Origin of the sequence: Ponticaulis profundi (assembly GCF_042659465.1) — a bacterium.
In the GTDB taxonomy this organism is placed as follows: Bacteria; Pseudomonadota; Alphaproteobacteria; order Caulobacterales; family Hyphomonadaceae; genus Ponticaulis; species Ponticaulis profundi.
On sequence record NZ_JBHSSW010000012.1, the window covers coordinates 101068 to 123906 of the forward strand.

A 22839-nucleotide genomic window follows, 5' to 3' on the forward strand; every position below is an offset into this window, starting at 1 on the left:
ACTGCCTGACTGCTCATGCATGTCAGGAAAGTCGTCTGGCTCAGTTCAGAGGTTGGAATGGGGAGGATCGAAGCGGCGAGTTCCGATTTATTCGCCACACGGATGAAAGCGCCTTGCGCCGATTTTCCGCGCATAAGATTTGATAGGATTTTCTGAAATGTCGGCTGATTTTTGATCAGCGACGTCGGTCAGAAGAGGGGATTGGCTCATGTCTGAAGGAAACAGTCTCAAAGGCCGCGTTGGCGTGATCACGGGCGCAGCAGGCGGCATTGGTCGGGCGGTCGCGCACATGCTCCATGCCGCTGGTGCGCAGGTGATCCTGACCGACCTTGATCAGACATTGGCAAATACCATCGCCTCAGAACTCGGTGATCGGGCTCAGGCGATGATGCTGAACGTCGCAGATGAGCAGGATTGGAAACGGGTCCTCGCAAGCGTTGTTGCCGATCATGAAAAACTCGACTTTCTCGTCAATGTCGCCGGGTTCTATCAGCCCAATATTCCCTTTGAAGACATGCCACTGGACGTCTGGCAGCGACATTTTTCGGTCAACTCCGATGGAACCTTCCTCGGCTGTAAACATGCGATCCGGTACATGAAGCAAACGGGTGAGGGCGCCATTGTGAATCTGGGATCGGGCATGTCGATCAAGGCCAATCCCATCGGTGCAGCCTATTGTGCCTCCAAAGCATCGGTTCTGATGACCACGCGCTGCGCAGCGGCGGCAGCAGGACCTTATGGCGTGCGCGTCAATGCTGTGCTTCCGGGGGCGGTGGACACGCCCATGTTGCGAGGCAACATCACGGATGACACTTCACCGGAAGCCTATGCCCAGCAAATGGCGAGCTATTCCGCACTCGGAAGGATTGCGACGCCAGATGATATCGCTCGCGCTGTGATGTTTCTGGTCGATCCGGCCAATGCCGCGATTACCGGCATTTATATCGATGTGGATGGCGGTAATCTGGTTGGTGCCTAGCCGTCACGCTTTTCGGCATAGTCGAGTTCCGGGCGCTCACGTTCCTGCTCTGCCGGGTCGGTTTCGACGAGGTTGAGCAACACGCCGTCCGGATCTCTCAGACAGACTTCGAGTTGCGAGCGATGCTCCATCCGGAACGCTTCCGGTTCGGGTGACCAGCTTGCTCCGCTGGCCCGAAGTTTGGTCAGCGTGCCCATCATGTCGGCGACATAAAACACAAGTGCGACTTCACCGATCCGCGCAGGACCTTCTGCGACGGGCAGGCTTTCAGCCTTTTGACGCGGGTCCAGTTCAAACAATCCAACCATGCCGAAATTTGGTCCGGGTGGTTTCAGGATGGCGACGCGGAACGGATAGTGCTCGGCAAAGCCAATAATGGAGGTGGCTGACGGGTGTTCGAGTTCGATCTCGATATAGGTCTCGATAAAACCAAGCGCCTGATAGAATGCTTTCGAGCGTTCCAGATCACGAACGAAGATGGTGCCTCGAATGACGTTGGAAACAGGACGCTCCGTCATTTTGCGCTGGCCGCTTGTTTCTGAATGTAAGCTGCAACCGCATCTGACCAGGCTTCAGGCTGCTGGTCGACGATATCGATACCGCCGCCATCAAGTTCTGCGAATTCAAAGTCCGGGCGGATCTCATGTGCTTTCTTGGCGAGCGGATAGATCTGATCGCCTGTGTTCGTCAGGATCAGAGACGGCACGGTCACCTTTTTCAGGGCTTCGTCATGGCGATACTGATAGGCCGCGTGGTGGCCGTACCAGAACTTGCCGCGTCCCATTAAAGCCTGCACGACATAGTCGCTGATACGTTCTGCCGGAACAGTGTCATCGGCGAAGGTCTCGCGAATGGTGAAAAGCTCCTGCATATGCCCACCTTCCGGCTGCGCGGCATATTTGATTTCCCATTGGTGCAGGGTGCGCATGAATTCGGCGCGCTCATCCTCGGTAATGGGCAGTGGGCCGTTGATGATCAGGGCCTCACACATCTCTAGAAACAGAATTGCGGCTTCTGTTGCGACCAGCGCGCCGGTGTGGTGACCAAGGAAAAATGCCTTATCCAGACCCAGTGCGTTGAGAACCGGGGGCACGACCTGTGAATAGTCGGTCACCGTTGCGACGTCCGGTGTCGGATCGGAGAAGCCAAATCCCGGCATATCAATGCCAATTGCCTGAATGCCTCGCCGCGCAAGCGGTTCGTAAACCAGATCGAATTGGCCAGAGGTCATGGGGGCCTGATGGAGCAGGATCAGCGGTAAGCCTTCGCCCTGGACCTGATAATGGATCTGGCCAAAGGGGCCATCGACATAAGCGCGGCGCGGAAAGGGCGGTGTGAAGGTTCGATTAGGCATGGATGGACGTTAGCGAAACAATTCGGACTGGCATGTGGTTTGGTCAAAACTCTCCAATAGGCGGATAGACCGGATCGACCGATTGTCTGCTCGGGATGAATTCGCGCCAGATTTGATCTGACCGGGTTCAGGAGGAGCGGGCATGTCAACGAAACGACGTCACTGGGGACAAATTCTCTATCAGGCAGAAGGACAGGTCTCTGGCTATGAAGACTTTTCCATGGATGTGCGAGATGATGGCCGTACGATCCGGTCATATTGCGAAATGGCGGAAAATGACCTGACGCGGGATGCGAGCTGGACACTCGATACCGCACATAAGCCGGTGGAGGGTCATGTGCGCGTTGTACAAAACGGTTCGCTCGCAGGTAGCGCATGGTATCGCTGCTCGCAGGCGGGGACAGAGTGTGAATCGCTGACGCCGGGGATGGGGCGCACGTCACAGAAGCTCGCTGTTTCGCCGAGCTATCTTGGACTTCATCCACTCGTCGGAGATGGTCTGATTGCGCTTGCACGCGGGATTGATAATGCCGGTGAAGAGCGCATGGTCGAAAGCGTCACCTGCTCCTATGACGAGAATGGCGGGACCAGTCTTGTCGCGCTTCCGATTCAGATTGGCGTGACGTTTGCCGGACCTGAAGACATCACCGTGCAGGCCGGTACGTTTCCGTCCTATCATTATGAGCTGAACTGGCAGCCGCAATGGCCGCGAGCAAAGCTTTGGGTCATGCAGGAAGACGCTGTTTTTCTGCGCCTCACCTGGTCTCATGTTTCGGCGCAGTATGATCTGGCAAAATATGGTGTCAGCAATCGTGCCAAATCACCCCAGTTTGACGGCCTGTTTCTGGACGACCTGATTTAGGCTAGCCGGACACTGATGGCCTTGGTTTTGAGATACTCATCAAGGCCTTCCTTGCCGAGTTCACGGCCCCAGCCGGACTGGCGATTGCCGCCAAAAGGTGTTTCGGCGCTGATGGCGGCATGGGCGTTGATGGCAACCTGACCGGAGTCAATCTTGCGGGACAGGCGAATGGCCTTGCCGATATCTTTCGACCAGACACTGCCAGAAAGTCCGTAATTCGTGTCATTGAGCGCGGTATCAAGCGCGGCTTCATCGTCCCCGAAGGGCAGAATGGTCATGACGGGGCCGAAAATCTCTTCACGAGCGATCCGCATATCATGTCTGCAATTGGTGAAGACGGTTGGTTCCACCCAGTGCCCCGGACCGTCCAGCGCCTTGCCGCCGCGGTGAAGTGTGGCGCCGTCGGCTTTTCCGGCCTCGATATAGCCCAGCACTTTTTCTTTCTGTGCAGCGCTGATGAGCGGACCGACAAACACGCCCTGGTCAAACCCGTTTCCGACCTTGAGGAAGTCGATGGTCTGATCAAGCTTTTCGAGGAACGAGGCCATGATGTCCTCATGCACAAAGATGCGCGTTGCGGCCATGCAGTTCTGGCCAGACATACCGAAACAGGCAATGGCGGCAGCAGGCGCCGCTTCATCAAGGTCGGCGTCCTTCATGACAACGAAGGGTGATTTGCCGCCGAGCTCGAGAGAGACTTTCTTCAGATTTCCCTTGGCCGCATCAAGGATGAGGCGCCCCGTCGCCGTCGATCCAGTGAAGGAGATTTTGTCCACACCGGGGTGTGCGGCAAGCGCTGCGCCCGCATCGGCGCCATATCCATGCACCAGGTTCAAAACGCCATCAGGCAGTCCGGCCTCATGCGCCAGTCGGACCATGAGTTCGGTTGTCAGAGGCGCAAGTTCCGGGGATTTCACCACGACCGTGCAGCCAGCCGCGAGCGCCGGTGCCAGTTTCATCAGGAAAATACCTGCCGGTGAGTTCCAGGGCGTAATCGCGCCGACAACGCCAATCGGCTCTCTTTGAGTGTAGACCAGAAAATCCTGATCATCACGTCCCAAGGGGTGGGCGGGTATGGTGTCGCCCAGGATCTTGGTCGGCCAGCCAGCATAGTAAGACAGAAATGATGGAAAGCCCTGCAGCATGGTTGGATAAGACCAGCTTCGCGGTGTGCCGCTTTCTGATGTTTCGACGTCTGCCAGCAAATCGGCATTTTTTGCGATTTTCGCGGCAAAGCGGTTGAGAATATCCGTCCGCTTCGGGGCGGGCATGTCCTTCCAGCCGTTCTCAAATGCATGCCGGGCTGCATGCACGGCTGCGTCAATGTCTACAGCGCTGCCGCGGGCCACGCTCGCAATGTCGACCTCAGTTGCCGGGTTCTGAACCAGAAAGGTTTCGCCGGAGGCGGCAGGTACGGCCTGCCCATTGATGATGTGATGGTGAGGGCCGGACAGAAAAGCAGCGGTGGTGGTCATGGTCAGAATACCTGCGGCGTCAGAACAGATCAAATGCGATCCGATTTAGCGAGATCAAAGCCTGAATTGCGCGCGGCAGTTTTTATTCTGATCGACTAGCGGAGAGGTTCGTGATTGGCGCTCAACCTTAGCCATCTTCCTCGTAAGACTTTCCAGGCTTTGAGACAGCTGCACGCCATTCCGACCGGAATGACTGAGCTGTCGCCACCACGAAGGGGAATTCTGGCATGTTGGATATTGCTTCTGTTGAACCGAGCACAGAGGGCGCAAAGGCCTTCCTTCAGCGATCAAAATACGACCTGCTGATCGGTGGTGACTGGGTGGCTGCCTCCGGTGGTGAGTATTTCGAGACGATCGATCCGGCGAACGGCAATGTGATCGGCAATCTGGCGCGCGCAAATGCTGCTGATGTCGACAAGGCCGTAGCAGCCGCACGCAAGGCGTTTTCCTCTGGTGCCTGGCCTGCCATGACACCGGCGGAGCGCTCGGTTCTGCTTCACAAGCTGGCAGACCTGATCGATGCGAATATCGACGAGCTGTCAGAGCTTGAAACGCTGGATCAGGGTAAGCCGCTCTTCGTCGGGCGCTGGGCAGAGATCCCGGCTGCGGCGCAACAGTTTCGCTATTTCGGCGGCGCCGCCAACATGATCGAAGGCTCTACCATCCCGACCTCGGTAAACTATCAGCCGGAAGGCAAGAAGGTGTTTGCTTATACGCGCCGCGAAGCGGTCGGCGTTGTCGGTGCAATCGTGCCGTGGAACTCGCCGCTCATTCTGACGGCGATGAAGCTGGCGCCAGCTCTGGCGGCGGGCTGCACGATTGTGCTCAAGCCTGCTGAAGACACGTCCCTGACGGCGATACGCCTTGGCGAGCTGGTCACGGAAGCGGGTTTCCCGCCAGGTGTCGTCAACGTGGTGACAGGTTACGGTCATGAGGCAGGCGCCGCGCTGGCCAGCCATATGGATGTCGACAAGATTGCGTTCACCGGCTCAACGGCAACGGGTCGAATGATCATGGATGCGGCCAAGACCAATCTGAAAAAGATTTCGCTTGAGCTCGGCGGCAAGTCTCCGTCCATCGTGTTCGATGATGCTGATCTCGATGCAGCCATTCCAGGTGTTGCGAATGCGATCTTCTTCAATGGCGGACAGGTCTGCGTGGCTGGATCTCGCCTTTACGTCCAGCGCGGCGTTTTTGACAAAGTGGTCGAAGGTGTCGCCGAAATCGCAAAGAATATGAAGCTTGGCCATGGCCTGGATGCAAGCACGCAGCTTGGTCCCCTGGTGAACCAGCGTCAGGCCAGCAAGGTCGCAGATTATGTCGCTGGCAGTAAGGCGGACGGCGCCGACGTTGTCTTCGGTGGTGAGCTGATCGGCAATAGCGGATGCTTTGTGTCGCCTGCTGTTGTGTCCAATGTTCACTCTAACATGAAGATCGTGAAGGAAGAGGTCTTCGGACCGGTGCTCGTCTGTACGCCTTTCGATGATGCGTCAGAAGTCGTCGATCTGGCCAATGACAGCGATTACGGTCTTGCTGCGGGTGTCTGGTCAGAAAGCCTGTCCACCGCGCACCGCATGGCCGAAGCCCTGAAATCCGGCACGGTCTGGATCAATACCCACTCCATGTTCGACCCAAGTCTGCCAATTGGCGGGATGAAGCAGTCCGGCTGGGGACGCGACAGCGGTCAGGAAGCACTGAACGGGTATCTCGAAACCAAAACAGTTTGCGCGGTTATCTAGGATCCGCTTGGCGGTTGGAGAGGTCATTCCTTGGACAAGCTGAATTTTGCTATCGTCGGAGCAGGTCTTGGCGGGCTCGCGGCCGCCAATCTGCTGTTGAAAACAGGTCACCGGGTCCGCGTCTATGAGCAGGCACCTGAGATCGGCGAGGTTGGGGCAGGCATCTCCCTTCCGCCGAACGCAGCCAAGATCATTGCCGCCATGGGGCTGGGCGATGAGCTGAAGGTACGCGCCAATATCCCGGAGAAGGGCGTTCTGCGAAACGGCAAAACGGGTGAACTCATTCAAACCTCGCCCTTTGGGCAGGCGGTGAAACAGCGTTTTGGTGATTTCTATTATCAGCTTCATCGGGCCGATCTGATCAGCCTGCTGACAGAAGGCGCACTGGCGCGCGATCCTGATTGCCTGGTCACAGGACATTGCCTGTCGAGCTATGAGACAGACCCATCAGGTGTGACACTCAAATTCGAGAATGGTGAAACAGCAAGAGCCGACATTCTGATCGGTGCGGATGGTGTCCGTTCAAAAGTCCGCGCGCAGCTGGTGGGTGCGGATAAACCTGAATTTACAGGCTATGTGGCGTGGCGTGCACTTATTCCGCTGGATCGACTGCCAGCCGAATATGCCCGCCCGCAATCCAATGTCTGGATCGGGAAAGGGCGAAACGTCACTTTCTACCCGCTCCGTGGCACCAGCCTCCTGAACTGCGCGATGTTTGCGTCGGACAGTGAATGGACCGCTGAAGGGTGGAATTTGCCAGCGCGTATGGAAGACATTCACGCAGCATTTGAGGGGTATCACCCCAAGGTTCAGGCCGTCATCGACGCGATCGATCCGGCCCAGTGCTTCCAATGGGCGCTCTATGGGCGGCCACCGATCGAAAAATGGATCAATGGCCGTGTCGCGCTCATGGGTGATGCGGCGCACCCGATGCTGCCCTTCCTCGGACAAGGGGCGTCGATGGCGTTTGAAGATGCTGCCGTTCTGGCAAATGCCTTTTCTGGTCTGGTGACGATTTCCGGGGCCTTGCAGGATTACCAGAAGACGCGTCCGGAACGCGCCAACTGGGTTCTGACAGAATCGGCAGCGGCCGGTCAGCGCTTTGTTAGCCCTGCCCCTACCAAACAAACCTTTGGCAAGGACGGTGCCATGCAGATGGACAAGCTGTTTGGCTATGTCCCGCCCGTATTTGCCTGAATTTCGATTGGACGGATGTGATGCAAACAAGTGACCTCCTCAACCAGTTCGCCACGATTGTCGGCGCTGAAAACCTTCTGACGTCGGACATAGATCGCAGTTTCTACGGAACAGATGTCTATCGGTCTGGCGAGCTGGCTGCCGCTGTTGCGCGTCCGGAAACGACCGGCGAAATTCAGGCCCTGGTGAAACTGGGCAGCGAACATGACATGGCCATTTTCGTGCGCGGGGGCGGCGCATCCTACACCGATGCGTATACGCCAAGCCGGCCCAACGGACTGATCATTGATAGCGGTCGACTGAAGTCCATCGAGATCAACGAAACCGACATGTATGTCACGGTTCAGCCCGGTGTGACCTGGGAAGAGCTGGATGATGCGCTGAAGCCAAAAGGGCTGCGCGCGCCTTTCTGGGGGCCGTTTTCCGGTATTGCGGCGACGATCGGCGGCTCTGTTTCGCAGAACTCGCTCAGCCATGGATCTGGCGTCTATGGGTGTTCGGCTGAGTCGGTTGTTTCCATGGATGTTGTGTTGGCCAATGGAGATATCCTGACGACAGGCAGTGCTTCGCACCAGAAGACATCGTCCAATTTCTTCCGTTTTACGGGGCCTGATGTCACGGCGCTCTTTACCGGTGATGCGGGCACACTTGGTGTAAAGGCTTCCATCACGTTGCGCCTTATCCGTCGCCGCCAGTATCAGGGCGCCGAGTCATTCTCCTTCGAGACGTTCGATGCGATGAAAGACGCTATGGCGGAAGTGGCGCGCGAGGGGCTCGCGGACGAGAATTTCGCGCTCGATCCTGCACTCCAGCAAGGCCAGATTGCGCGTCAGGATTCAGGCGCAATCTTCAATACGGCCTGGGAAGTTTTTAAGGGTAGCTCCAACCCGGTCAGCGGCGCAGTGACGTTGACAAAAATGGCTGCAGCTGGGCGCGACTTTCTCAAGAAAGGCGCTTACTCCTGCCACTTCCTCGTCGATGGCGTGGGTCAGGGTGAGGTACGTGCGCGAGCGACAGCCCTTCGTGAGATCTGCATGAAATATGGTGTGGTGATCGCCAACACCGTGCCGACCGTTGTCCGATCCATGCCGTTTGCCCCTTTGTTCAATATCCTCGGCCCGCAGGGCGAGCGTTGGGTGCCCGTGCACGGCATCATGCCATATTCGGTGGCAAGTGATTTTCATAAAGCGTGGGTCGAACTCGTCGCGCGCGAACAGGCGATGATGGACAAGCACGGCATCACGCTGGGCGGTATGTTCTCGACCATGTCGACGAATGCATTCCTGTATGAGATCGCATTTTACTGGCCGGATGAGCGTTCGATCTATCACAACACGGTCCTGCCGGACGATCATCTCAAGTCCATTCCGGCGTATGATCAAAACCCTGAAGCGCGCGCATATATGGATGAGCTGAAGAACAAGGCCATCGCGCTTTATGGTGAGTTCGGCGCGGTCCACTTCCAGATCGGAAAGGCATATCCGTTCCTTTCGACACGAAAGCCGGAAGCTGCGACCGTCCTGAAGCAGTTGAAGACCAATTTTGATCCACGCAATGTCATGAATCCGGGCGCTCTCGGGTTTTAGACGGGGCCAGCGGCGTTAAAAATTCGCATACCGGTCAAACTTCAAAATGAGACGGCTGCTCATAGGCAATCTTGCTGAGCTGACTTCGTAGCCTTCATCGGCACGCAATCTGTGCGGATGGGGCACTCGAACACGCAAGTCTGGCGAGGTGATATGAGTTATCGATTGGGCGTGGACGTCGGGGGGACCTTTACCGACCTCCTTCTTTTCAATGAAGCTGATGGCCAGTTCTGGCGACACAAGACGCCATCAACACCACATGACAGTTCGGTTGGTATTCTGACCGGCGTTGAAGCGATCTGTGAGACGGCTGGTGTGTCACCGTCGGACGTGGATGTGCTGCTGCACGGAACGACCGTTGCAACGAATGCCGTTCTGGAAGGCAAGGGCGCCCGTGTCGGCCTGATCGTCACGGAAGGCTATCGCCAGATGATGCAGATCGCCCGAAGCTTTGTGCCAGGCGGACTGGCAGGCTGGATTGTCTGGCCGAAACCAGAGCCCATGGCCGCGCTCGAGGATACTTTCGAGATCAAGGGACGCATGAACGCGCAGGGCGGCGAGCTTCGACCGATTGATGAAGCCAATATCCGCGCGCAGCTGGAAAAGCTGAAGGCGCGGAATGTGGAAGCGATCACCGTCTCGCTGATGAACGCCTATCTGAATGGCGCGCATGAACGGGCAGTTGGCGATCTGATCGAAGAGGTGCTGCCGGGCGTTCCATATTCGCTCAGTCATGAAGTGCTTCCGGAAATGCAGGAATATGAGCGTACGCTGACAACCGTTGCGAATGCCGCTGTTCGCCCGGTCGTAGGTCGCTATGTCCGCAATCTGCGCGAAAATCTCGTCAAATCCGGCATGAATGCACGTCTGTCCCTGCTGCGATCAGATGGCGGTCTGATGTCGTCTCAGAAATCTGAAGAGCATCCGGTGAACCTGCTGATGTCGGGTCCGGCGGGTGGTGTGACAGGCGCGATCTGGGTCGGCAAGAATGCGGGCATCAAGAACATTCTGACGCTCGATGTTGGCGGCACATCGACCGATGTGGCCCTGATCGAAAACCTTGAAGCGCGACGGGTCCGCACCACGGAGGTGGGCCATTTGTCGGTTCGTGCATCTGCGCTTGATGTCAAAACGGTTGGGGCTGGTGGCGGTTCGATTGCCTATGTGCCTGAGTTGACGGGCGCATTGCGTGTCGGGCCTGAATCCGCGGGCGCCGTGCCTGGGCCGGTGGCTTATGGCAAGGGCGGTACGCAGCCGACTGTGACAGATGCCAATGTGGTGCTCGGCTATCTGCCGGAATCCCTCCTTGGTGGTACGTTCGAGCTCGATCGTGAAGGCGCCAAAAAGGCCGTTCAGACAATTGCCGATGCGCTCGGCATTGATCTTTACGCAGCCGCGCGAGGCATCATCGACATCGTCAATGAGAACATGTTCGGCGCGCTTCGGATGATTTCCGTCCAGCAGGGTTATGATCCGCGTGATTTCGCCGCCATGGGCTTTGGCGGCGCTGGTCCGCTGCATATCAACTCTGTTGCCCGCCTCATGGGCAGCTGGCCCGCGATCTCACCTGTTTCTCCTGGCGTGCTTTGTGCTCTGGGCGATGCGACGACGCGTATGCGGACAGAGGCGGCGCGGTCCTTTTCCAAGCTGGCATCGCAAACCTCTCAGGAAGAAATCGACAAGATCCTCTTCGAGATGGCGGATGAAACCCGCAAGGAACTGATGGAAGAAGCCGTCAAGGCTGAAGACATCACCGTCGCCTTTGAAGTGGACGTTCGATATTCCGGTCAGGCCTTTGAAGTGCCAATGGAAGTCACGCCGGAAGAGCTGAAAGAGAAAGGTATTTCCTGGCTGACGGATCGCTTTGACGAAGAGCACCGTCGTCTCTTCACCTTCAATATGGATAGCGAGCACGAGATCGTAAACCTGCGCGCGGTTGCGCTGGGGCCGGTTCCCGATCTCGCTGCCGCCAAACTGCCGGTTGGCAATGGCGATCCATCTGATGCGAAAATCCGCGATCATGAGCTCTGGATGGACGGTAAAATGGTGCCTGCCGTCATCTATGACCGCAGCAAACTGAAGGCGCAGGACAAGATCCCGGGGCCTGCCATCATCGTCGAAATGGATTCCACCACGCTGGTCGAGGGCGACTGCGAAGCGGTGGTCGATCCGGTCGGCAATATTCTCATCACACCGAAGGAGTAAGGCGCATGGCTCAGATCATTGAGGCAAACGACGCACCCTTCAAGAAGATCGACATTGATCCGGTCACGCTGGACATTATCGAAAACGCTCTGCGCAATGCGCGCGTGGAAATGGACGCAACGCTCGTCCGCACGGCCATGTCGCCAGGTATTCGCGAGCAGGGCGATGCCTTTCCGCTGATTGCCGACCATAAAGGCCGCATGATTGTCGGTCAGTTCGGCAGCTATATCGGTCCGTTCCTCGAAGGCTATGAGGGCACGGTAGAGGACGGCGATCTGATCATGCTGTCAGACCCATACTCGGTCGGCGGCGCAATCAGTCACTCCAATGACTGGCTGGTGCTGTTGCCGGTCTTCAAGGATGGTCGGTTGATCGCCTACACCTCCATGTTTGGTCACCAGTCCGATATTGGAGGCAAGGTGCCCGGCTCCATGCCGATTGATGCGACGTCCATCTTTCAGGAAGGTGTCCGCATTCCGCCGATCAAGCTTTACAAGCAGGGTCAGTACAATGAGGACGTCTTCAAACTCATTATGCACCAGGTGCGGACACCCGACTGGTGTTCGGCTGACCTGAACGCGCTGATCGCATCCTGCCGCGTGGCAAAGAACCGTGTGGTCGAGATGGCTGAACGCTTCGGTGACGATGTGTTTGTGTCTGCCTGCGAAGAGTTGCTGGAACGAAACTACAAGGCGATGAAGGCGCTGATCGCGGAGTCCATCGGGCACGATCCGGTGTTCTTCGAAGACTATATCTGTGACGATGGCATGGGGTTTGGTCCGTACAAGATCAAATGCACCATGTGGCGAGAGGGCGATAAGGTGGTGCTCGACTTTGAGGGCACCGACCCGCAAAGTCCGGCCAGCATCAACTTCTTCCTGAACGAAAACATGCTGCGCATGTTCTTCGGCATCTACATGATCATGGTCTTTGACCCGCAGATTCTGTTTAATGACGGCTTCTACGATCTGATCGATGTGCGCATTCCGGAAGGCTCGCTTCTGAAGCCGAAATTCCCGGCCGCTCTGTCAGGTCGAACACACGCGTTGGGTCGTATTTTCGATATTCTGGGTGCGCTGCTGGGCCAGAAAACGCCGGAATTCCTGAACGCAGCTGGTTTCTCCTCGTCGCCGCACCTGTTCTATTCAGGCTTCAATAAGAAGGGCGAGTATTTTCAGCTCTTCCAGATCGGCTTTGGCGGTATTCCGGGACGCCCGCTCGGCGATGGTCCGGATGGCCATTCGCTCTGGCCGGGTTTCACCAATGTGCCGAACGAGTTTCTGGAGCGGTATTTCCCGATGGTCATCGAGAAATACGAAACAGCGCCGGATAGTGGCGGCGCAGGCCTGCACCGCGGCGGTAATGGCATTCTGATGTCCTATCGCTTCCTCGAGCCCGGCGAGATCGCCATCCATGATGACCGCTGGTTCGTGCCACCATGGGGCGTGAATGGCGGTGAGCCCGGCGTGCGCGCGCAGAAGGTTCTTGAAAAGCCGGATGGCACAAAGACCATCCTGCCGAACAAGGTCGAGGATCTGACGGTCGAGGCTGACGACATTCTGCACTTCATCACATGGGGTGGTGGCGGCTGGGGCGATCCGCTGGAGCGTGACCCGGAACTCGTCGGAAAAGAGATCCGTCAGGGGCTCGTCACTCCGGAAGGTGCCCTCAAATACGGCGTCGTCGCAGATGAGGACGGCGTTGTGGACGGCGATGCCAGCGAAGCCTTGCGGGCGAAAATGAAAGATGAGCGCGGTGAACTGCCCGTCTTCAATTTCGGCCCGGATATCGAAACGCTGCGTGCTAATTGTGAAGCGGAAACCGGACTACCGGCGCCCGAACAGCCGCAATGGCATCGCGTTGCCGCAGAATAGGAATAGCTGAAAGCACCGTTTTCTCCCCGATCATGTGTGTTTCAGCTTTTGAGGGAGTCGCTGCCCCCGAAGATGGCGACCTTCTTCTTTGCGCCTGGTGCTTTTCAGCGCCAGGCGCCTGATTTTGAGAGGATCACGAAAAGATATGTCTGCTCCCAAGACATTGTACGAGAAGATCTGGGACGCTCACACCGTCCGGCCGGAAACCGATGAGGCACCGGCCATTTTGTATATTGATCGTCATCTCGTTCACGAGGTGTCGTCACCTCAGGCGTTTACGCAATTGCGTGAGCGCGGCATTCCTGTCGCTCATCCCGAAAAGACGATTGGCGTCATCGATCACTCGACGCCCACCCTGCCGCCGGGCCTTGATGGTCTGCGCGCCTTTGCCAATAAGCGTGCGCGCGATCAGGTCGAGCTGTTTCTGGAAAACTGCCGTGCCAATGGCATCGGCCATCATGACTGGGAAAGTGATCAGCGCGGGATTGTCCATGTCATGGTTCCCGAGCTTGGCGAAAGCCGTCCGGGCCGGACCATTGTCTGCGGCGATAGTCATACCTCAACCCATGGCGCGTTTGGCTGTCTCTCCTTTGGGATTGGCACGACAGAAGTTGCCCATGTGCTTGCCACGCAATGTCTCTTCCAGCGCAAGTCAAAGACCATGGCGGTCGACACAACCGGCGTGCTTGCCGAGGGTGTGAACGCCAAGGATCTGGCGCTCTATTTTATTTCGAAAGTCGGCACGGATGGCGGGGTGCGCCATGTCATCGAGTATCGCGGCACGGCGATTGAAGCCCTGTCGATGGAAGGACGCATGACGCTCTGCAATATGTCCATCGAGGCAGGCGCACGGTCTGGCATGGTCGCAGGCGATCAGACGACGCTCGATTGGCTCAGAGCCTGCTCAAAGCCGCCGTCAGATGCAGAGCTTGCGGAATTGGCGCGTCGCCTGCCGGAGCTGCGATCTGACGATGAGGCTGTGTTTGACAAGCGTGTGACCATTGATGCGCGTGATGTGCCACCCATGGTGACATTCGGCACCGACCCGTCTGCGGGGATGGGTGTAGATGGCATCGTGCCATTGCCGGAAACAAGCGATGATCGCAAAGCGCTTGATTACATGCAGATTGAAGGCGGAAAGCCGCTGCTGGGTAAGCCAATCGGGACGATTTTTATCGGCAGCTGTACCAATTCCCGTATCACCGATCTGCGCGAGGCAGCTGCCCTTATGAAGGGCCGGAAAGTCGCCAATGGCGTGCGCGCGCTGATCGTTCCGGGCTCACATGAAGTGCGCCGTCAGGCAGAAGCAGAAGGCCTTGATCAGATTTTCATCGAAGCGGGCGTCGACTGGCGGATCGAGCCGGGCTGTTCGATGTGCATCGGCATGAATGGCGATGTCGCATCTCCGGATGGGCTGACACTGTCCACATCAAACCGGAACTTCAAGGGACGTCAGGGCCCGGGGGCAAAAACCGTTCTCTGCGGACCAGCCGTCGCCGCTGCAAGTGCCATTGAGGGACGCGTTGCAGACCCAAGAAAGATGGAGATCAGATCATGAGCGAGACGACATTTGAGCCGATCACTCAGATCACGCAGACACCGGTATGGGTTCCGGATGAAAACGTGGATACGGATCAGATCTTCGCGGCGAAATTTCTGACCATCACGGTTCGTGAAGGGCTCGGCGAATACGCTTTCTATGACTGGCGCCGCGACAAGAATAATGACCTGATTGAAGACCACTACCTCAACACAACGCCGCCTGATCAGCGTAAGATCATGCTGGGCGGGCGCAATTTCGGATGTGGCTCGTCACGCGAGCATGCGCCATGGGCGCTTTATGATTATGGTGTACGGGCCGTGATCGCGCCGGAGATCGCGGATATCTTCTACAATAACTGCCTGAAAAATGGCATGGTCGCGATTTCCATATCGGATGCAGAATATGAAGCCCTGACGCCTTATGCCGATCAGGAAATGACGGTTGATCTGGAAGCGCAGGAAATCCGCTATGGCGGTGACAAGGTTCTGGCTTTTGAGATGGATGGTCTGGCGCGGGCCTGTCTTCTGAGTGGACAGGATCAGCTTGATCTTCTGTTGAGCGCGAAGCCGGACATTGACCGGTTCGAAGCTGCTCGGGCTGCTGTTTGACATAAAAAAAGCGCTGCTCTCGGGCAGCGCTTTTTCAATTCCGTTGAAAAGAGCGGGTCAGTCCTTCGCCCATTTCTTTTCAAATTCCCAGACCTTGTCGAAACCGATCCGTTCGCTGAATTCCTTGAAGCTGAAGAGCTCGTCCGGTTCGCCAATCCCTTTCTCTTTGAGATCCGTCAGCGCCTTTTCCATGGCTGTGCAGGCCACAAGGCTCGTCAGCGACGGATAGATCGCATAGGCATAGCCAATCTCTTCCAGCACGCTGGCGTGCGGTACCGGCGTATGGCCGCCATTGGACATGTTCGCCATAACCGGCTTGTCGAAATTCTTGCAGGCGATTTCCATTTCCTCTTCAGAGGTCAGCGCCTCTGGGAAGATCACGTCAGCACCTGCCTTGTCATAGGCTTCAAGACGACGCAGCGTGCCATCCATGCCTTCGCTCTGGCGCGCATCCGTACGCGCGATGATCAGGAAGTTTTCCTTGTCCTCGCGGGCATCGACAGCGACCTTGATCTTTTCCACCATGTCTTCCAGCGGGATCAGGCGTTTGAAAGGAGTGTGACCACACTTTTTCGGGAATTCCTGATCTTCGAACTGAATGGCGGTCACGCCGGCTTTCTCATAACCTTTGACGGTATGGTGGACGTTCAACAGGCCACCATATCCGGTATCTGCGTCCGCAATCAGCGCGCCCGTGCTCACCCGTGCCAGCGTTTCCATGCGGTTCAGCATTTCGGTATAGGTCGCGATACCAGCGTCCGGCAGGCCCCAGGCAGAGGCGGTGAGCCAATAGCCCGTGCCATAGACGAGATCAAAGCCAACCTTATTGGCGATCACGGCGGTGATCATGTCCTGAATGCCCGGGACAACGAAGAATTTTCCAGATTCCAGTTTCTGACGAAAGATAGGGTCAGCCAATTGAAAGCTCCTTTGAACCTTTTGGCGCAAACCTAACGACTTTCCCTTTCGGGCGGTTTTCACATTCAGGGGTTTGTTCGACCAGTGAACATTCACCGTGCGTGCAGACAGATGCGATCAGCAGTGCGATAAGCTCACTGTAACAAGTCAATTCCACGTGCGGCAGTGAAGAAGAGGACATCGTGAACTTTACCTTCAAGACACCCCCGAAGATCATTTTTGAGAGCGGAAGCGCCGGTCGATTGGGGCAGCTGGTGCGGGCAACCATGAAGCGTCCGGTCTTCGTGACCGATGAGGGCGTCATGAAGGCTGGCCTGACCAATGATGCGCTGGACAGCCTGCGTGACGAAGGTCTGGATGTGCTCGTGTTTGGCGACGTGGTGGCTGATCCGCCAGCCTCTGTCATTCGTGAGGCTGTGAAGGCAGCAAAAGCACATGGCGCCGATGGCGTGATTGGATTTGGTGGCGGCTCATCACTTGATACGGCAAAGCTGATCGCTGTTCTGATCGATTCCGATCAGTCACTCGAAGATGTCTATGGCGTGGATAACGTCAAAGGCGCGCGGCCACCGCTTGTCCTGTTGCCGACCACTGCCGGGACAGGCTCAGAAGTGACGGCGATCTCCATTGTCACGTCAGATGACCTACAGAAGATCGGTGTTGTGTCTGACCAGCTGTTTGCAGACCTGGCTATCGTTGATCCGAAGCTGACCCTGACCGCACCGCGCGGCGTGACTTCCGCGACGGGCATTGATGCCATGGTGCATGCGATCGAAGCTTACACGTCCAGACTTTTGCGCAATCCGGTTTCCTGCGCCCTTGCCAAAGAAGCGCTCGGCCTGCTGGCGAATAATCTTCTGACCGCGTGCGAAGAACCAGACAATCTCAAAGCGCGTGAAGCCATGTCGATCGGTGCCACGCTGGCCGGTCAGGCCTTTGCGAATGCGCCGGTCGCGGCTGTACATGCCATGGCCTATCCGTTGGGCGCGCTCTTCCACGTGCCGCATGGTGTATCGAATGCTCTGATGCTGTCGCCGGTTCTCAAGTTCAACGCGGCCGTCGCAGCCGATCAGTATGCTGAGCTTGGTCCTGTTGTCGGCGTTGGCGCGGATGCCAATGCCTTTATCGACCACATGATTGATCTCTGCCAGAAAAGCGGAACGCCGCTGCGGCTGACCGATGTTGGCGTCAATCACAATGATCTGCCGCGCATGGCAGAAGACGCAGCCAAAAACGAGCGTCTGATGAAGAACAATCCGCGCGAAGTGACATATGACGACGCGCTGCGCCTTTATGAGGAAGTGCTCTGACCGGCATAAAGAAAAAGGCGGCCACTGGCCGCCTTTTTTGTGTGTTGCTGTAGAGGCAGACTAGTTGACCGCAATGTCCTCGATCGTCTCGCGAAAGCCCTCACGGGTTTCGGCATTGGCCGCTTCTGTCGCTTCCTTGCGGGCCAGATAGAAGAGCCGGTCCAGAAAATCCTGACGCCAGGTTTCGCGCTCCTTCAGAGCGGCTTCGTCCAGCTCCAGTTTTTCGATGCCAGCAGCAAGGTCGAGGCCGTTGAGTTTGGCGACCCGTTCCTGCGCATCCATACGGTCACGCATGACGGACATCTCATTGGCCAGAACCATCACCATGGACATGAGCTGGTCGACGCCATCCGGCTTATAGAATTGTGGGCGTTTGCCTTTGGCGTCTTTGATGACGTGTGGGCGTTCGTCGGCTGTGTCGTCAAACATTAGGCTGCCTCGCTTTTGGCCAGAGGTTTATGGGCAATCAGGACTTCCCAGCCACCACCGGGCGCGAATTCACCGGCTGTGAAATCCCGGTCAGCAACAGCTCCGGTTGAGCTTTCATCATACCCGGCTGATTGCGCATTGAATTCCATGACGGCCATCGGGGCGGTATCAAAGCGGACCTGATCGCGCGGGAAGCCCGCTTTTTCAGCCAGGTTGATCTGGTCCATATCGCGCATTGCGCCCCAGAACGGCTCGTTATTGTACCAGGTCTCATTGTCCAGAATGAACTGAGTGAAGGGGTCCATCAGGTCAAATGGCGGCAGATCCGCGTGGATCATCACGCCGCCCGGAGACAACAGACGTTCGCACTCCTTGAAGATTTTCGGCATGGCTTTGCCGCTCGTCTCGTGCAGCAGGATGTGGCTGACAACGAGATCGAAATAGCCGTCTTCAAATGTCGTTTCTTCTGCGTTCATCTGCGCAAAATTGACGTCCTTACCCATGGCTTGTGCGCGTGCATGCGCATAGCGGATCACCGGTGCACCGACATCGATCCCCCAGATTTCTGCATCCGGGAAGTATTCCTTATAGGGCAGGGTGGAGTGACCAACCGTGCAGCCCATGTCGAGAATGCGGCGCGGTTTGAAGTCCGGCATATTGCGTCTGAGATAGTTACAGACCGAGCGGCCCATATCGTCATTGTTCGGGCCAGTGTAACCCATTGTGTAGAGATAGACGCCGCGGTCATAGAGAACGCCAGCTGCAACATCGTCTTCGGTGACTTCAGAGCAATACCCGCCCGGCATGCAGTGAATGTCGATGGCGCTGACATAGCGTGGCGGCACAAAGTCTTCCGGAATGACCAGCTTGGTATCTGCCTTTTCAGACAGGGTTTTGGCCTTCTCGATCAGCTCGGGAAGTTGACGATCAATGCTGACATTGGTGGATTCCCAAAGCAGTTCCTGCGCAATCCGGTTGATGGAGGCATACATCTGGAAATAGCCGTCATCGACCATGCCTTTGCGGATGTCCTGACGGTTCTGCGGCTTGCGGCCTTCTGCCTTTTCGAAGGCGGGCGCAACACGGTTTTCGTAGATGGGCTGAAGGCCCGGCAAGAGCGTTTGCTGGATAAAGCCCTTCAGGCTCTTGGTGAATTCCTGGCGCGAAGCTTCGTCATGCGTGCGCTCTGGCAGCATGTCGTGTTCGGCCTGTTGAAAGATGTTGAGCATGCGCACCTCCTTCTTTTGTCACGATGGGCGTGACAGTTCCCGGACGTGTATTTGACGGTCTTGTCGGGCGTGGTTCAGCTGGCTCGAAGGGATTGTTCACCTGTCGGATAAATCCGGGGCCACAGGCGGGCTGTGAGCTGCAGAATGCGTCAAAATGCCTGAACACTGGCGCGATAAGGGCGGTGTGCAAGCACATGCTCAATCCGCAGGATGGCCGCTGGCCATCAGGTTTTCTTCGCACAGAGAGCAAATTCAAACTGCGACAAAGTCGACATCGCTTCCATTCGTAATAACTCGTAAATCGAGATGCGCGCAGTCTTTATATGAGCGAAATCTAATATTCTCTTTGCACAACCACGACTTGCCAGTATAGCGAACACAATGACACAAACCTTTTCGCCTGATGACCCAACTCACCAAATCCTGCTTTCATTATTGCGAGGCTTTTACTGGTTTGACGAAGGACTTTTGAACTTCCTGAAGTCCAAGGGCTGGCCGACCATTACCCGTCCCCAATCCATGGTGATGGCGAACATCGCGATGGGCGTGAAACATCCATCCGATATTGCGCGAAAACTCGGCATTAGTCGTCAGGCCATCCATGCGACCCTGAAATCCATGATCGCGATGGATATGGTTCAGCTCGTCAGTGACCCGACAAACAAGCGCGTCAAGATTGTTGATCTCACGCCGACGGGTGAACGCATGCGTGAAGATGCTCAGCACGCCATGACGGTGATGGTGGAAGAACTGACAAACCGCATCGGCAAGAGCAATCTGCAAAAAGCGGCCGTTGCGCTTGATCTGGACTGGGGGACGCCGATGTCGTTTCCCATGGACAAGCGCTGATCAGACCCGACCCGCGACGGGTAGCAGAGCGCCGGTCACGGCTGACGACAAGGGTGACAGCAGGAACTCGAACACTTGAGCGAGTTCTTTCGGTTTGACCCATTTTTCAAAGTCATCATCGGGCATATCGGCGCGATTGGCAGGCGTGTCGATAATGGTTGGCATCACTGCATTCACGCGAATATCACGGTCTTTCAATTCAGAGGCCAGGCTTTCGGTCAGACGCGATACAGCCGACTTTGTGGCCGTGTAGGCCGCCATGCCTGTATCAGCCTTGTGCGTTGCCGCGGCGCTGACATTCACAATTGCGCCGCCGGTCTCTGCAAAATGCGTAAGCGCAGCACGTGTGGTGTTCAGGCAGGTTTTGACATTCAGTGACCAGAGCTTTTCCCAGGTGTCGACCGATCCGTCTTCAACGGTTTCCCACGCAAAGCCGCCAGCAATGTTCACAAGCCCCGAAATGGGACCGTGCTTGGCGGCGATCTCTGCAAGAGCTGTGTTCGCAGACATGGCATCCGTCAGGTCGATCCCGCCAAGATAGTGCTCCAGCTCGGCTTCCGGCGGGGCTGTGTCCGCGATGTCGATGCCGACGACCTGGATGTCTTTACGCGACAGATATGCCGCCGTGGCGGACCCGAGTGCGCCAGCTGCGCCGGTGATGACGACCACACCAAATGCCATATTTCCTCTCCCGTTTTCTTTCCAATTGACCGTGCCTGCGTGTCGAACACAAGTCCGTGCGTTGACCTTCGTTCCATCTTGTCAAAGCGATCTCGCAAATGTGAGACTGAACGCGGGAGGCAGGACTCGCGGGACAGCGAGCCTGATGAAAACGAAAACGGATACAAAAAATGAGTTCAGACAAGGTTTCGTCGCGCATCCGCGCGCGGCTGCGTGCCGCCGACAAGCCATATTTTGCCAATGACAATATCTCGGACTTCCTGCACGAGGGAGAGCTGGAAGCGCTGCAAAGCGAAGTCGAAGAGGCGATGCAATCCGTTCTCGAGAGCCTGGTGATCGACACCGAGCATGATCACAACACACAGGAAACAGCCAAGCGCGTGGCGAAAATGTACGTACAGGAGGTGTTTGCGGGGCGCTACACGCCCGCGCCACCCGTAACGGAATTCCCGAACGCGCAGTCACTGAATGAGCTGATGATTGTCGGGCCGATCACGGTGCGAAGTGCGTGCAGCCACCATTTCTGTCCAATCATTGGCCGGATATGGATTGGCATCATGCCAAGTGCGAGTTCCAATCTGATCGGGCTTTCCAAATATACGCGCCTGACCAACTGGATCATGTCCCGCCCGCAAATTCAGGAAGAAGCGATTGTTCAGCTGGCCGACGCCCTGGAAGCTTTGCTCGAGCCGAATGGTATTGCGGTGGTGATGGAGGCTGATCATTTCTGCATGCACTGGCGCGGTGTGAAGGATGAAAACACGCAGATGATCAACTCGGTGATGCGCGGCGCGTTTCTGGAAGATGCCTCTCTACGCCGTGAATTCCTGACATTGATCCGACTTCGCAACTAGTTCGCTTCGGCGAGTATCGTCCGGTCTATGGCGCCCACAGATGTGACGCCGCAAAGGCCCATTGTCGTCGCCATTTCATGTTTCATGATGGAGAGCAGCTGGTCGACGCCTGCCTCTCCGCGTGCGCCGAGGGCATAGACCCAGGCCCGGCCGATCATCACGGCATCAGCCCCGAGTGCCATCATCCGGACGACATCCAGACCGGAGCGGACACCGCCATCCGCCAGAATTTTGATGTCATTGCCAACCGCTTCGCGAATGCCTGGCAAAGTATGCGCGCTGGAAATGGCACCATCGAGCTGGCGTCCGCCATGGTTGGAGACGACAATGGCGTCTGCGCCGAGATCTGCGCAATGGCGTGCATCTTCCGGGTCCAGAATGCCTTTCACGATCAATGGCTTTTTCCATTTCTCGCGAATGGCGCGCAAATGATCCCAGTTGACGGAGCGATCGAAATTCTTCGAAAGCCAGCCGAGAAAGTCTTCCAGTCCGGAATCTGTGCCGAGTGCTGATGCCACATTGCCGAGCTTGTGAGGCCGTCCCATCAGGCCGACATCATAACTCCAGCGCGGATGGGTGATAGCCTGCCAGGCGCGTTGCAGCTGATTGTTGAAGGCAGACGGGCCGGACAGCCCTGAGCGTTCGTCGCGATAGCGTTTGCCGGGCATGGGGAGGTCGACCGTGAAAACGAGCGCGCTGCAACCGGCGGCATCGGCGCGGGCGAGCATTTCGTCCATAAAGCCCTTGTCCTTCAGCATGTAGAGCTGAAACCAGAACGGCGCATTTGTCGCTGTGCTGACCTCTTCGACCGAACAGAGGGAAACGGTGGAGAGCGTGAACGGCACGCCATGACGTTCGGCGGCTCGGGCCGCCTGCACTTCGCCGCGCCGGGCATTCATCCCGGCGATCCCGACCGGAGCGAGCACAATCGGTGCAGACAGCTCCTGTCCGAAGAGGGACGTGGAGAGATCGAGCGTGGAAATATCCCGCATCACGCGCTGGCGGACAGCGATCCCGGCAAGATCGCTGACATTGCGTTTCAGGGTCGTCTCCGTAAAGGAGCCGCCATCAATGTACTCAAACAGAAAAGGCGGCAAACGTCGGCGTGCGGCCTCGCGAAAATCGTCGGTCGAAGCGATGATCATGT

Annotated in this window: 20 protein-coding genes; 12 read left to right on the plus strand and 8 right to left on the minus strand. The window is 56.9% G+C overall.

Translation table 11 applies throughout. The features are described from left to right. Window positions 1-208: 208 nt before the first annotated feature. Window positions 209-979 carry an SDR family NAD(P)-dependent oxidoreductase gene (locus tag ACFQDM_RS09785; RefSeq protein WP_377378528.1) on the plus strand — a complete coding sequence of 257 codons (771 nt, stop codon included), beginning with the start codon at window positions 209-211 and terminating at the stop codon, window positions 977-979. Here ACFQDM_RS09785 and ACFQDM_RS09790 read toward each other — a convergent pair. Next, window positions 976-1497, minus strand: a complete 522-nt coding sequence (locus tag ACFQDM_RS09790; RefSeq protein ID WP_377378530.1) for a VOC family protein — start codon at window positions 1495-1497, stop codon at window positions 976-978. The genes ACFQDM_RS09785 and ACFQDM_RS09790 overlap by 4 nt on opposite strands. After that, window positions 1494-2333 (minus strand): alpha/beta fold hydrolase, encoded by an 840-nt coding sequence (locus tag ACFQDM_RS09795; protein ID WP_377378532.1) that lies wholly within the window; start codon window positions 2331-2333, stop codon window positions 1494-1496. The genes ACFQDM_RS09790 and ACFQDM_RS09795 overlap by 4 nt, the downstream gene beginning before the upstream one ends. 142 nt (window positions 2334-2475) lie before the next feature. On the opposite strand from ACFQDM_RS09795, the gene ACFQDM_RS09800 reads away from it, so the two are divergent. Then, entirely contained in the window at window positions 2476-3195 is a 720-nt protein-coding gene (locus tag ACFQDM_RS09800; RefSeq protein ID WP_377378533.1) for a hypothetical protein, read from the plus strand. On the opposite strand, the gene ACFQDM_RS09805 is transcribed toward ACFQDM_RS09800, so the two are convergent. Next, window positions 3192-4703: an aldehyde dehydrogenase family protein gene (locus ACFQDM_RS09805; protein ID WP_377378535.1), complete on the minus strand. Its 1512-nt coding sequence runs from the start codon at window positions 4701-4703 to the stop codon at window positions 3192-3194. The two genes, ACFQDM_RS09800 and ACFQDM_RS09805, sit on opposite strands and share 4 nt — an antisense overlap. Window positions 4704-4897: 194 nt before the next feature. Between ACFQDM_RS09805 and ACFQDM_RS09810 the strand changes: the two genes are divergently transcribed. From ACFQDM_RS09810 to leuD, 7 genes are all read left to right on the plus strand, one after another. Continuing rightward, window positions 4898-6409, plus strand: a complete 1512-nt coding sequence (locus tag ACFQDM_RS09810; protein WP_377378537.1) for an aldehyde dehydrogenase family protein — start codon at window positions 4898-4900, stop codon at window positions 6407-6409. 30 nt (window positions 6410-6439) lie between these two features. Further along, window positions 6440-7606: an FAD-dependent monooxygenase gene (locus ACFQDM_RS09815; protein ID WP_377378539.1), complete on the plus strand. Its 1167-nt coding sequence runs from the start codon at window positions 6440-6442 to the stop codon at window positions 7604-7606. A gap of 20 nt (window positions 7607-7626) precedes the next feature. After that, the gene (locus ACFQDM_RS09820; protein ID WP_377378541.1) at window positions 7627-9192 is read left to right on the plus strand and encodes an FAD-binding oxidoreductase; all 1566 of its coding nucleotides are present in this window, start codon (window positions 7627-7629) and stop codon (window positions 9190-9192) included. 153 nt (window positions 9193-9345) lie between these two features. After that, window positions 9346-11397: a hydantoinase/oxoprolinase family protein gene (locus ACFQDM_RS09825; protein ID WP_377378543.1), complete on the plus strand. Its 2052-nt coding sequence runs from the start codon at window positions 9346-9348 to the stop codon at window positions 11395-11397. Window positions 11398-11402: 5 nt separating this feature from the next. Further along, complete coding sequence (locus ACFQDM_RS09830) at window positions 11403-13271, plus strand: hydantoinase B/oxoprolinase family protein (RefSeq protein WP_377378545.1); 1869 nt, start codon at window positions 11403-11405, stop codon at window positions 13269-13271. Between the two features lie 145 nt (window positions 13272-13416). Further along, window positions 13417-14829 carry a 3-isopropylmalate dehydratase large subunit gene (locus ACFQDM_RS09835; protein ID WP_377378547.1) on the plus strand — a complete coding sequence of 471 codons (1413 nt, stop codon included), beginning with the start codon at window positions 13417-13419 and terminating at the stop codon, window positions 14827-14829. Further along, window positions 14826-15422 (plus strand): 3-isopropylmalate dehydratase small subunit, encoded by a 597-nt coding sequence (gene leuD, locus ACFQDM_RS09840; protein WP_377378549.1) that lies wholly within the window; start codon window positions 14826-14828, stop codon window positions 15420-15422. The genes ACFQDM_RS09835 and leuD overlap by 4 nt, the downstream gene beginning before the upstream one ends. 57 nt (window positions 15423-15479) lie before the next feature. Here the strand turns inward: leuD and ACFQDM_RS09845 are convergent, their stop codons facing one another. Then, complete coding sequence (locus ACFQDM_RS09845) at window positions 15480-16340, minus strand: isocitrate lyase/PEP mutase family protein (RefSeq protein WP_377378550.1); 861 nt, start codon at window positions 16338-16340, stop codon at window positions 15480-15482. A gap of 179 nt (window positions 16341-16519) precedes the next feature. On the opposite strand from ACFQDM_RS09845, the gene ACFQDM_RS09850 reads away from it, so the two are divergent. After that, window positions 16520-17650, plus strand: a complete 1131-nt coding sequence (locus ACFQDM_RS09850) for an iron-containing alcohol dehydrogenase (protein ID WP_377379123.1) — start codon at window positions 16520-16522, stop codon at window positions 17648-17650. Window positions 17651-17710: 60 nt separating this feature from the next. On the opposite strand, the gene ACFQDM_RS09855 is transcribed toward ACFQDM_RS09850, so the two are convergent. Both ACFQDM_RS09855 and ACFQDM_RS09860 read right to left on the minus strand, forming a co-directional pair. Continuing rightward, a complete protein-coding gene (locus ACFQDM_RS09855) occupies window positions 17711-18079 on the minus strand; it encodes a hypothetical protein (protein ID WP_377378552.1) in 369 nt (122 codons plus the stop codon). Then, window positions 18079-19308, minus strand: coding sequence for a class I SAM-dependent methyltransferase (locus tag ACFQDM_RS09860; RefSeq protein WP_377378554.1), 1230 nt, complete (start codon window positions 19306-19308; stop codon window positions 18079-18081). Before ACFQDM_RS09860 ends, ACFQDM_RS09855 begins: the two co-directional genes overlap by 1 nt. Window positions 19309-19689: 381 nt before the next feature. Here ACFQDM_RS09860 and ACFQDM_RS09865 point away from each other — a divergent pair, with 381 nt between their 5' ends. Then, complete coding sequence (locus ACFQDM_RS09865) at window positions 19690-20157, plus strand: MarR family winged helix-turn-helix transcriptional regulator (RefSeq protein ID WP_377378556.1); 468 nt, start codon at window positions 19690-19692, stop codon at window positions 20155-20157. Here the strand turns inward: ACFQDM_RS09865 and ACFQDM_RS09870 are convergent, their stop codons facing one another. Then, window positions 20158-20838 (minus strand): SDR family NAD(P)-dependent oxidoreductase, encoded by a 681-nt coding sequence (locus ACFQDM_RS09870; RefSeq protein ID WP_377378558.1) that lies wholly within the window; start codon window positions 20836-20838, stop codon window positions 20158-20160. A 170-nt stretch (window positions 20839-21008) separates the two neighbouring features. On the opposite strand from ACFQDM_RS09870, the gene folE reads away from it, so the two are divergent. After that, window positions 21009-21692 (plus strand): GTP cyclohydrolase I, encoded by a 684-nt coding sequence (gene folE, locus ACFQDM_RS09875; protein ID WP_377378560.1) that lies wholly within the window; start codon window positions 21009-21011, stop codon window positions 21690-21692. Here folE and lldD read toward each other — a convergent pair. Continuing rightward, window positions 21689-22837, minus strand: a complete 1149-nt coding sequence (gene lldD, locus ACFQDM_RS09880; protein WP_377378562.1) for an FMN-dependent L-lactate dehydrogenase LldD — start codon at window positions 22835-22837, stop codon at window positions 21689-21691. The genes folE and lldD overlap by 4 nt on opposite strands. Window positions 22838-22839 lie beyond the last annotated feature (2 nt).

Excerpts from the sequence above, each read along its gene's own strand:
- lldD (WP_377378562.1), bottom strand. The coding sequence starts at position 22,837 with ATGATCATCGCTTCGACCGACGATTTTCGCGAGGCCGCACGCCGACGT.
- ACFQDM_RS09870 (WP_377378558.1), bottom strand. The coding sequence starts at position 20,838 with ATGGCATTTGGTGTGGTCGTCATCACCGGCGCAGCTGGCGCACTCGGG.
- ACFQDM_RS09790 (WP_377378530.1), bottom strand. The coding sequence starts at position 1,497 with ATGACGGAGCGTCCTGTTTCCAACGTCATTCGAGGCACCATCTTCGTT.
- ACFQDM_RS09860 (WP_377378554.1), bottom strand. The coding sequence starts at position 19,308 with ATGCTCAACATCTTTCAACAGGCCGAACACGACATGCTGCCAGAGCGC.
- leuD (WP_377378549.1), top strand. The coding sequence starts at position 14,826 with ATGAGCGAGACGACATTTGAGCCGATCACTCAGATCACGCAGACACCG.
- ACFQDM_RS09830 (WP_377378545.1), top strand. The coding sequence starts at position 11,403 with ATGGCTCAGATCATTGAGGCAAACGACGCACCCTTCAAGAAGATCGAC.
- ACFQDM_RS09855 (WP_377378552.1), bottom strand. The coding sequence starts at position 18,079 with ATGTTTGACGACACAGCCGACGAACGCCCACACGTCATCAAAGACGCC.
- ACFQDM_RS09810 (WP_377378537.1), top strand. The coding sequence starts at position 4,898 with ATGTTGGATATTGCTTCTGTTGAACCGAGCACAGAGGGCGCAAAGGCC.
- ACFQDM_RS09835 (WP_377378547.1), top strand. The coding sequence starts at position 13,417 with ATGTCTGCTCCCAAGACATTGTACGAGAAGATCTGGGACGCTCACACC.
- ACFQDM_RS09865 (WP_377378556.1), top strand. The coding sequence starts at position 19,690 with ATGACACAAACCTTTTCGCCTGATGACCCAACTCACCAAATCCTGCTT.
- ACFQDM_RS09785 (WP_377378528.1), top strand. The coding sequence starts at position 209 with ATGTCTGAAGGAAACAGTCTCAAAGGCCGCGTTGGCGTGATCACGGGC.
- ACFQDM_RS09825 (WP_377378543.1), top strand. The coding sequence starts at position 9,346 with ATGAGTTATCGATTGGGCGTGGACGTCGGGGGGACCTTTACCGACCTC.
- ACFQDM_RS09795 (WP_377378532.1), bottom strand. The coding sequence starts at position 2,333 with ATGCCTAATCGAACCTTCACACCGCCCTTTCCGCGCCGCGCTTATGTC.
- folE (WP_377378560.1), top strand. The coding sequence starts at position 21,009 with ATGAGTTCAGACAAGGTTTCGTCGCGCATCCGCGCGCGGCTGCGTGCC.
- ACFQDM_RS09820 (WP_377378541.1), top strand. The coding sequence starts at position 7,627 with ATGCAAACAAGTGACCTCCTCAACCAGTTCGCCACGATTGTCGGCGCT.
- ACFQDM_RS09800 (WP_377378533.1), top strand. The coding sequence starts at position 2,476 with ATGTCAACGAAACGACGTCACTGGGGACAAATTCTCTATCAGGCAGAA.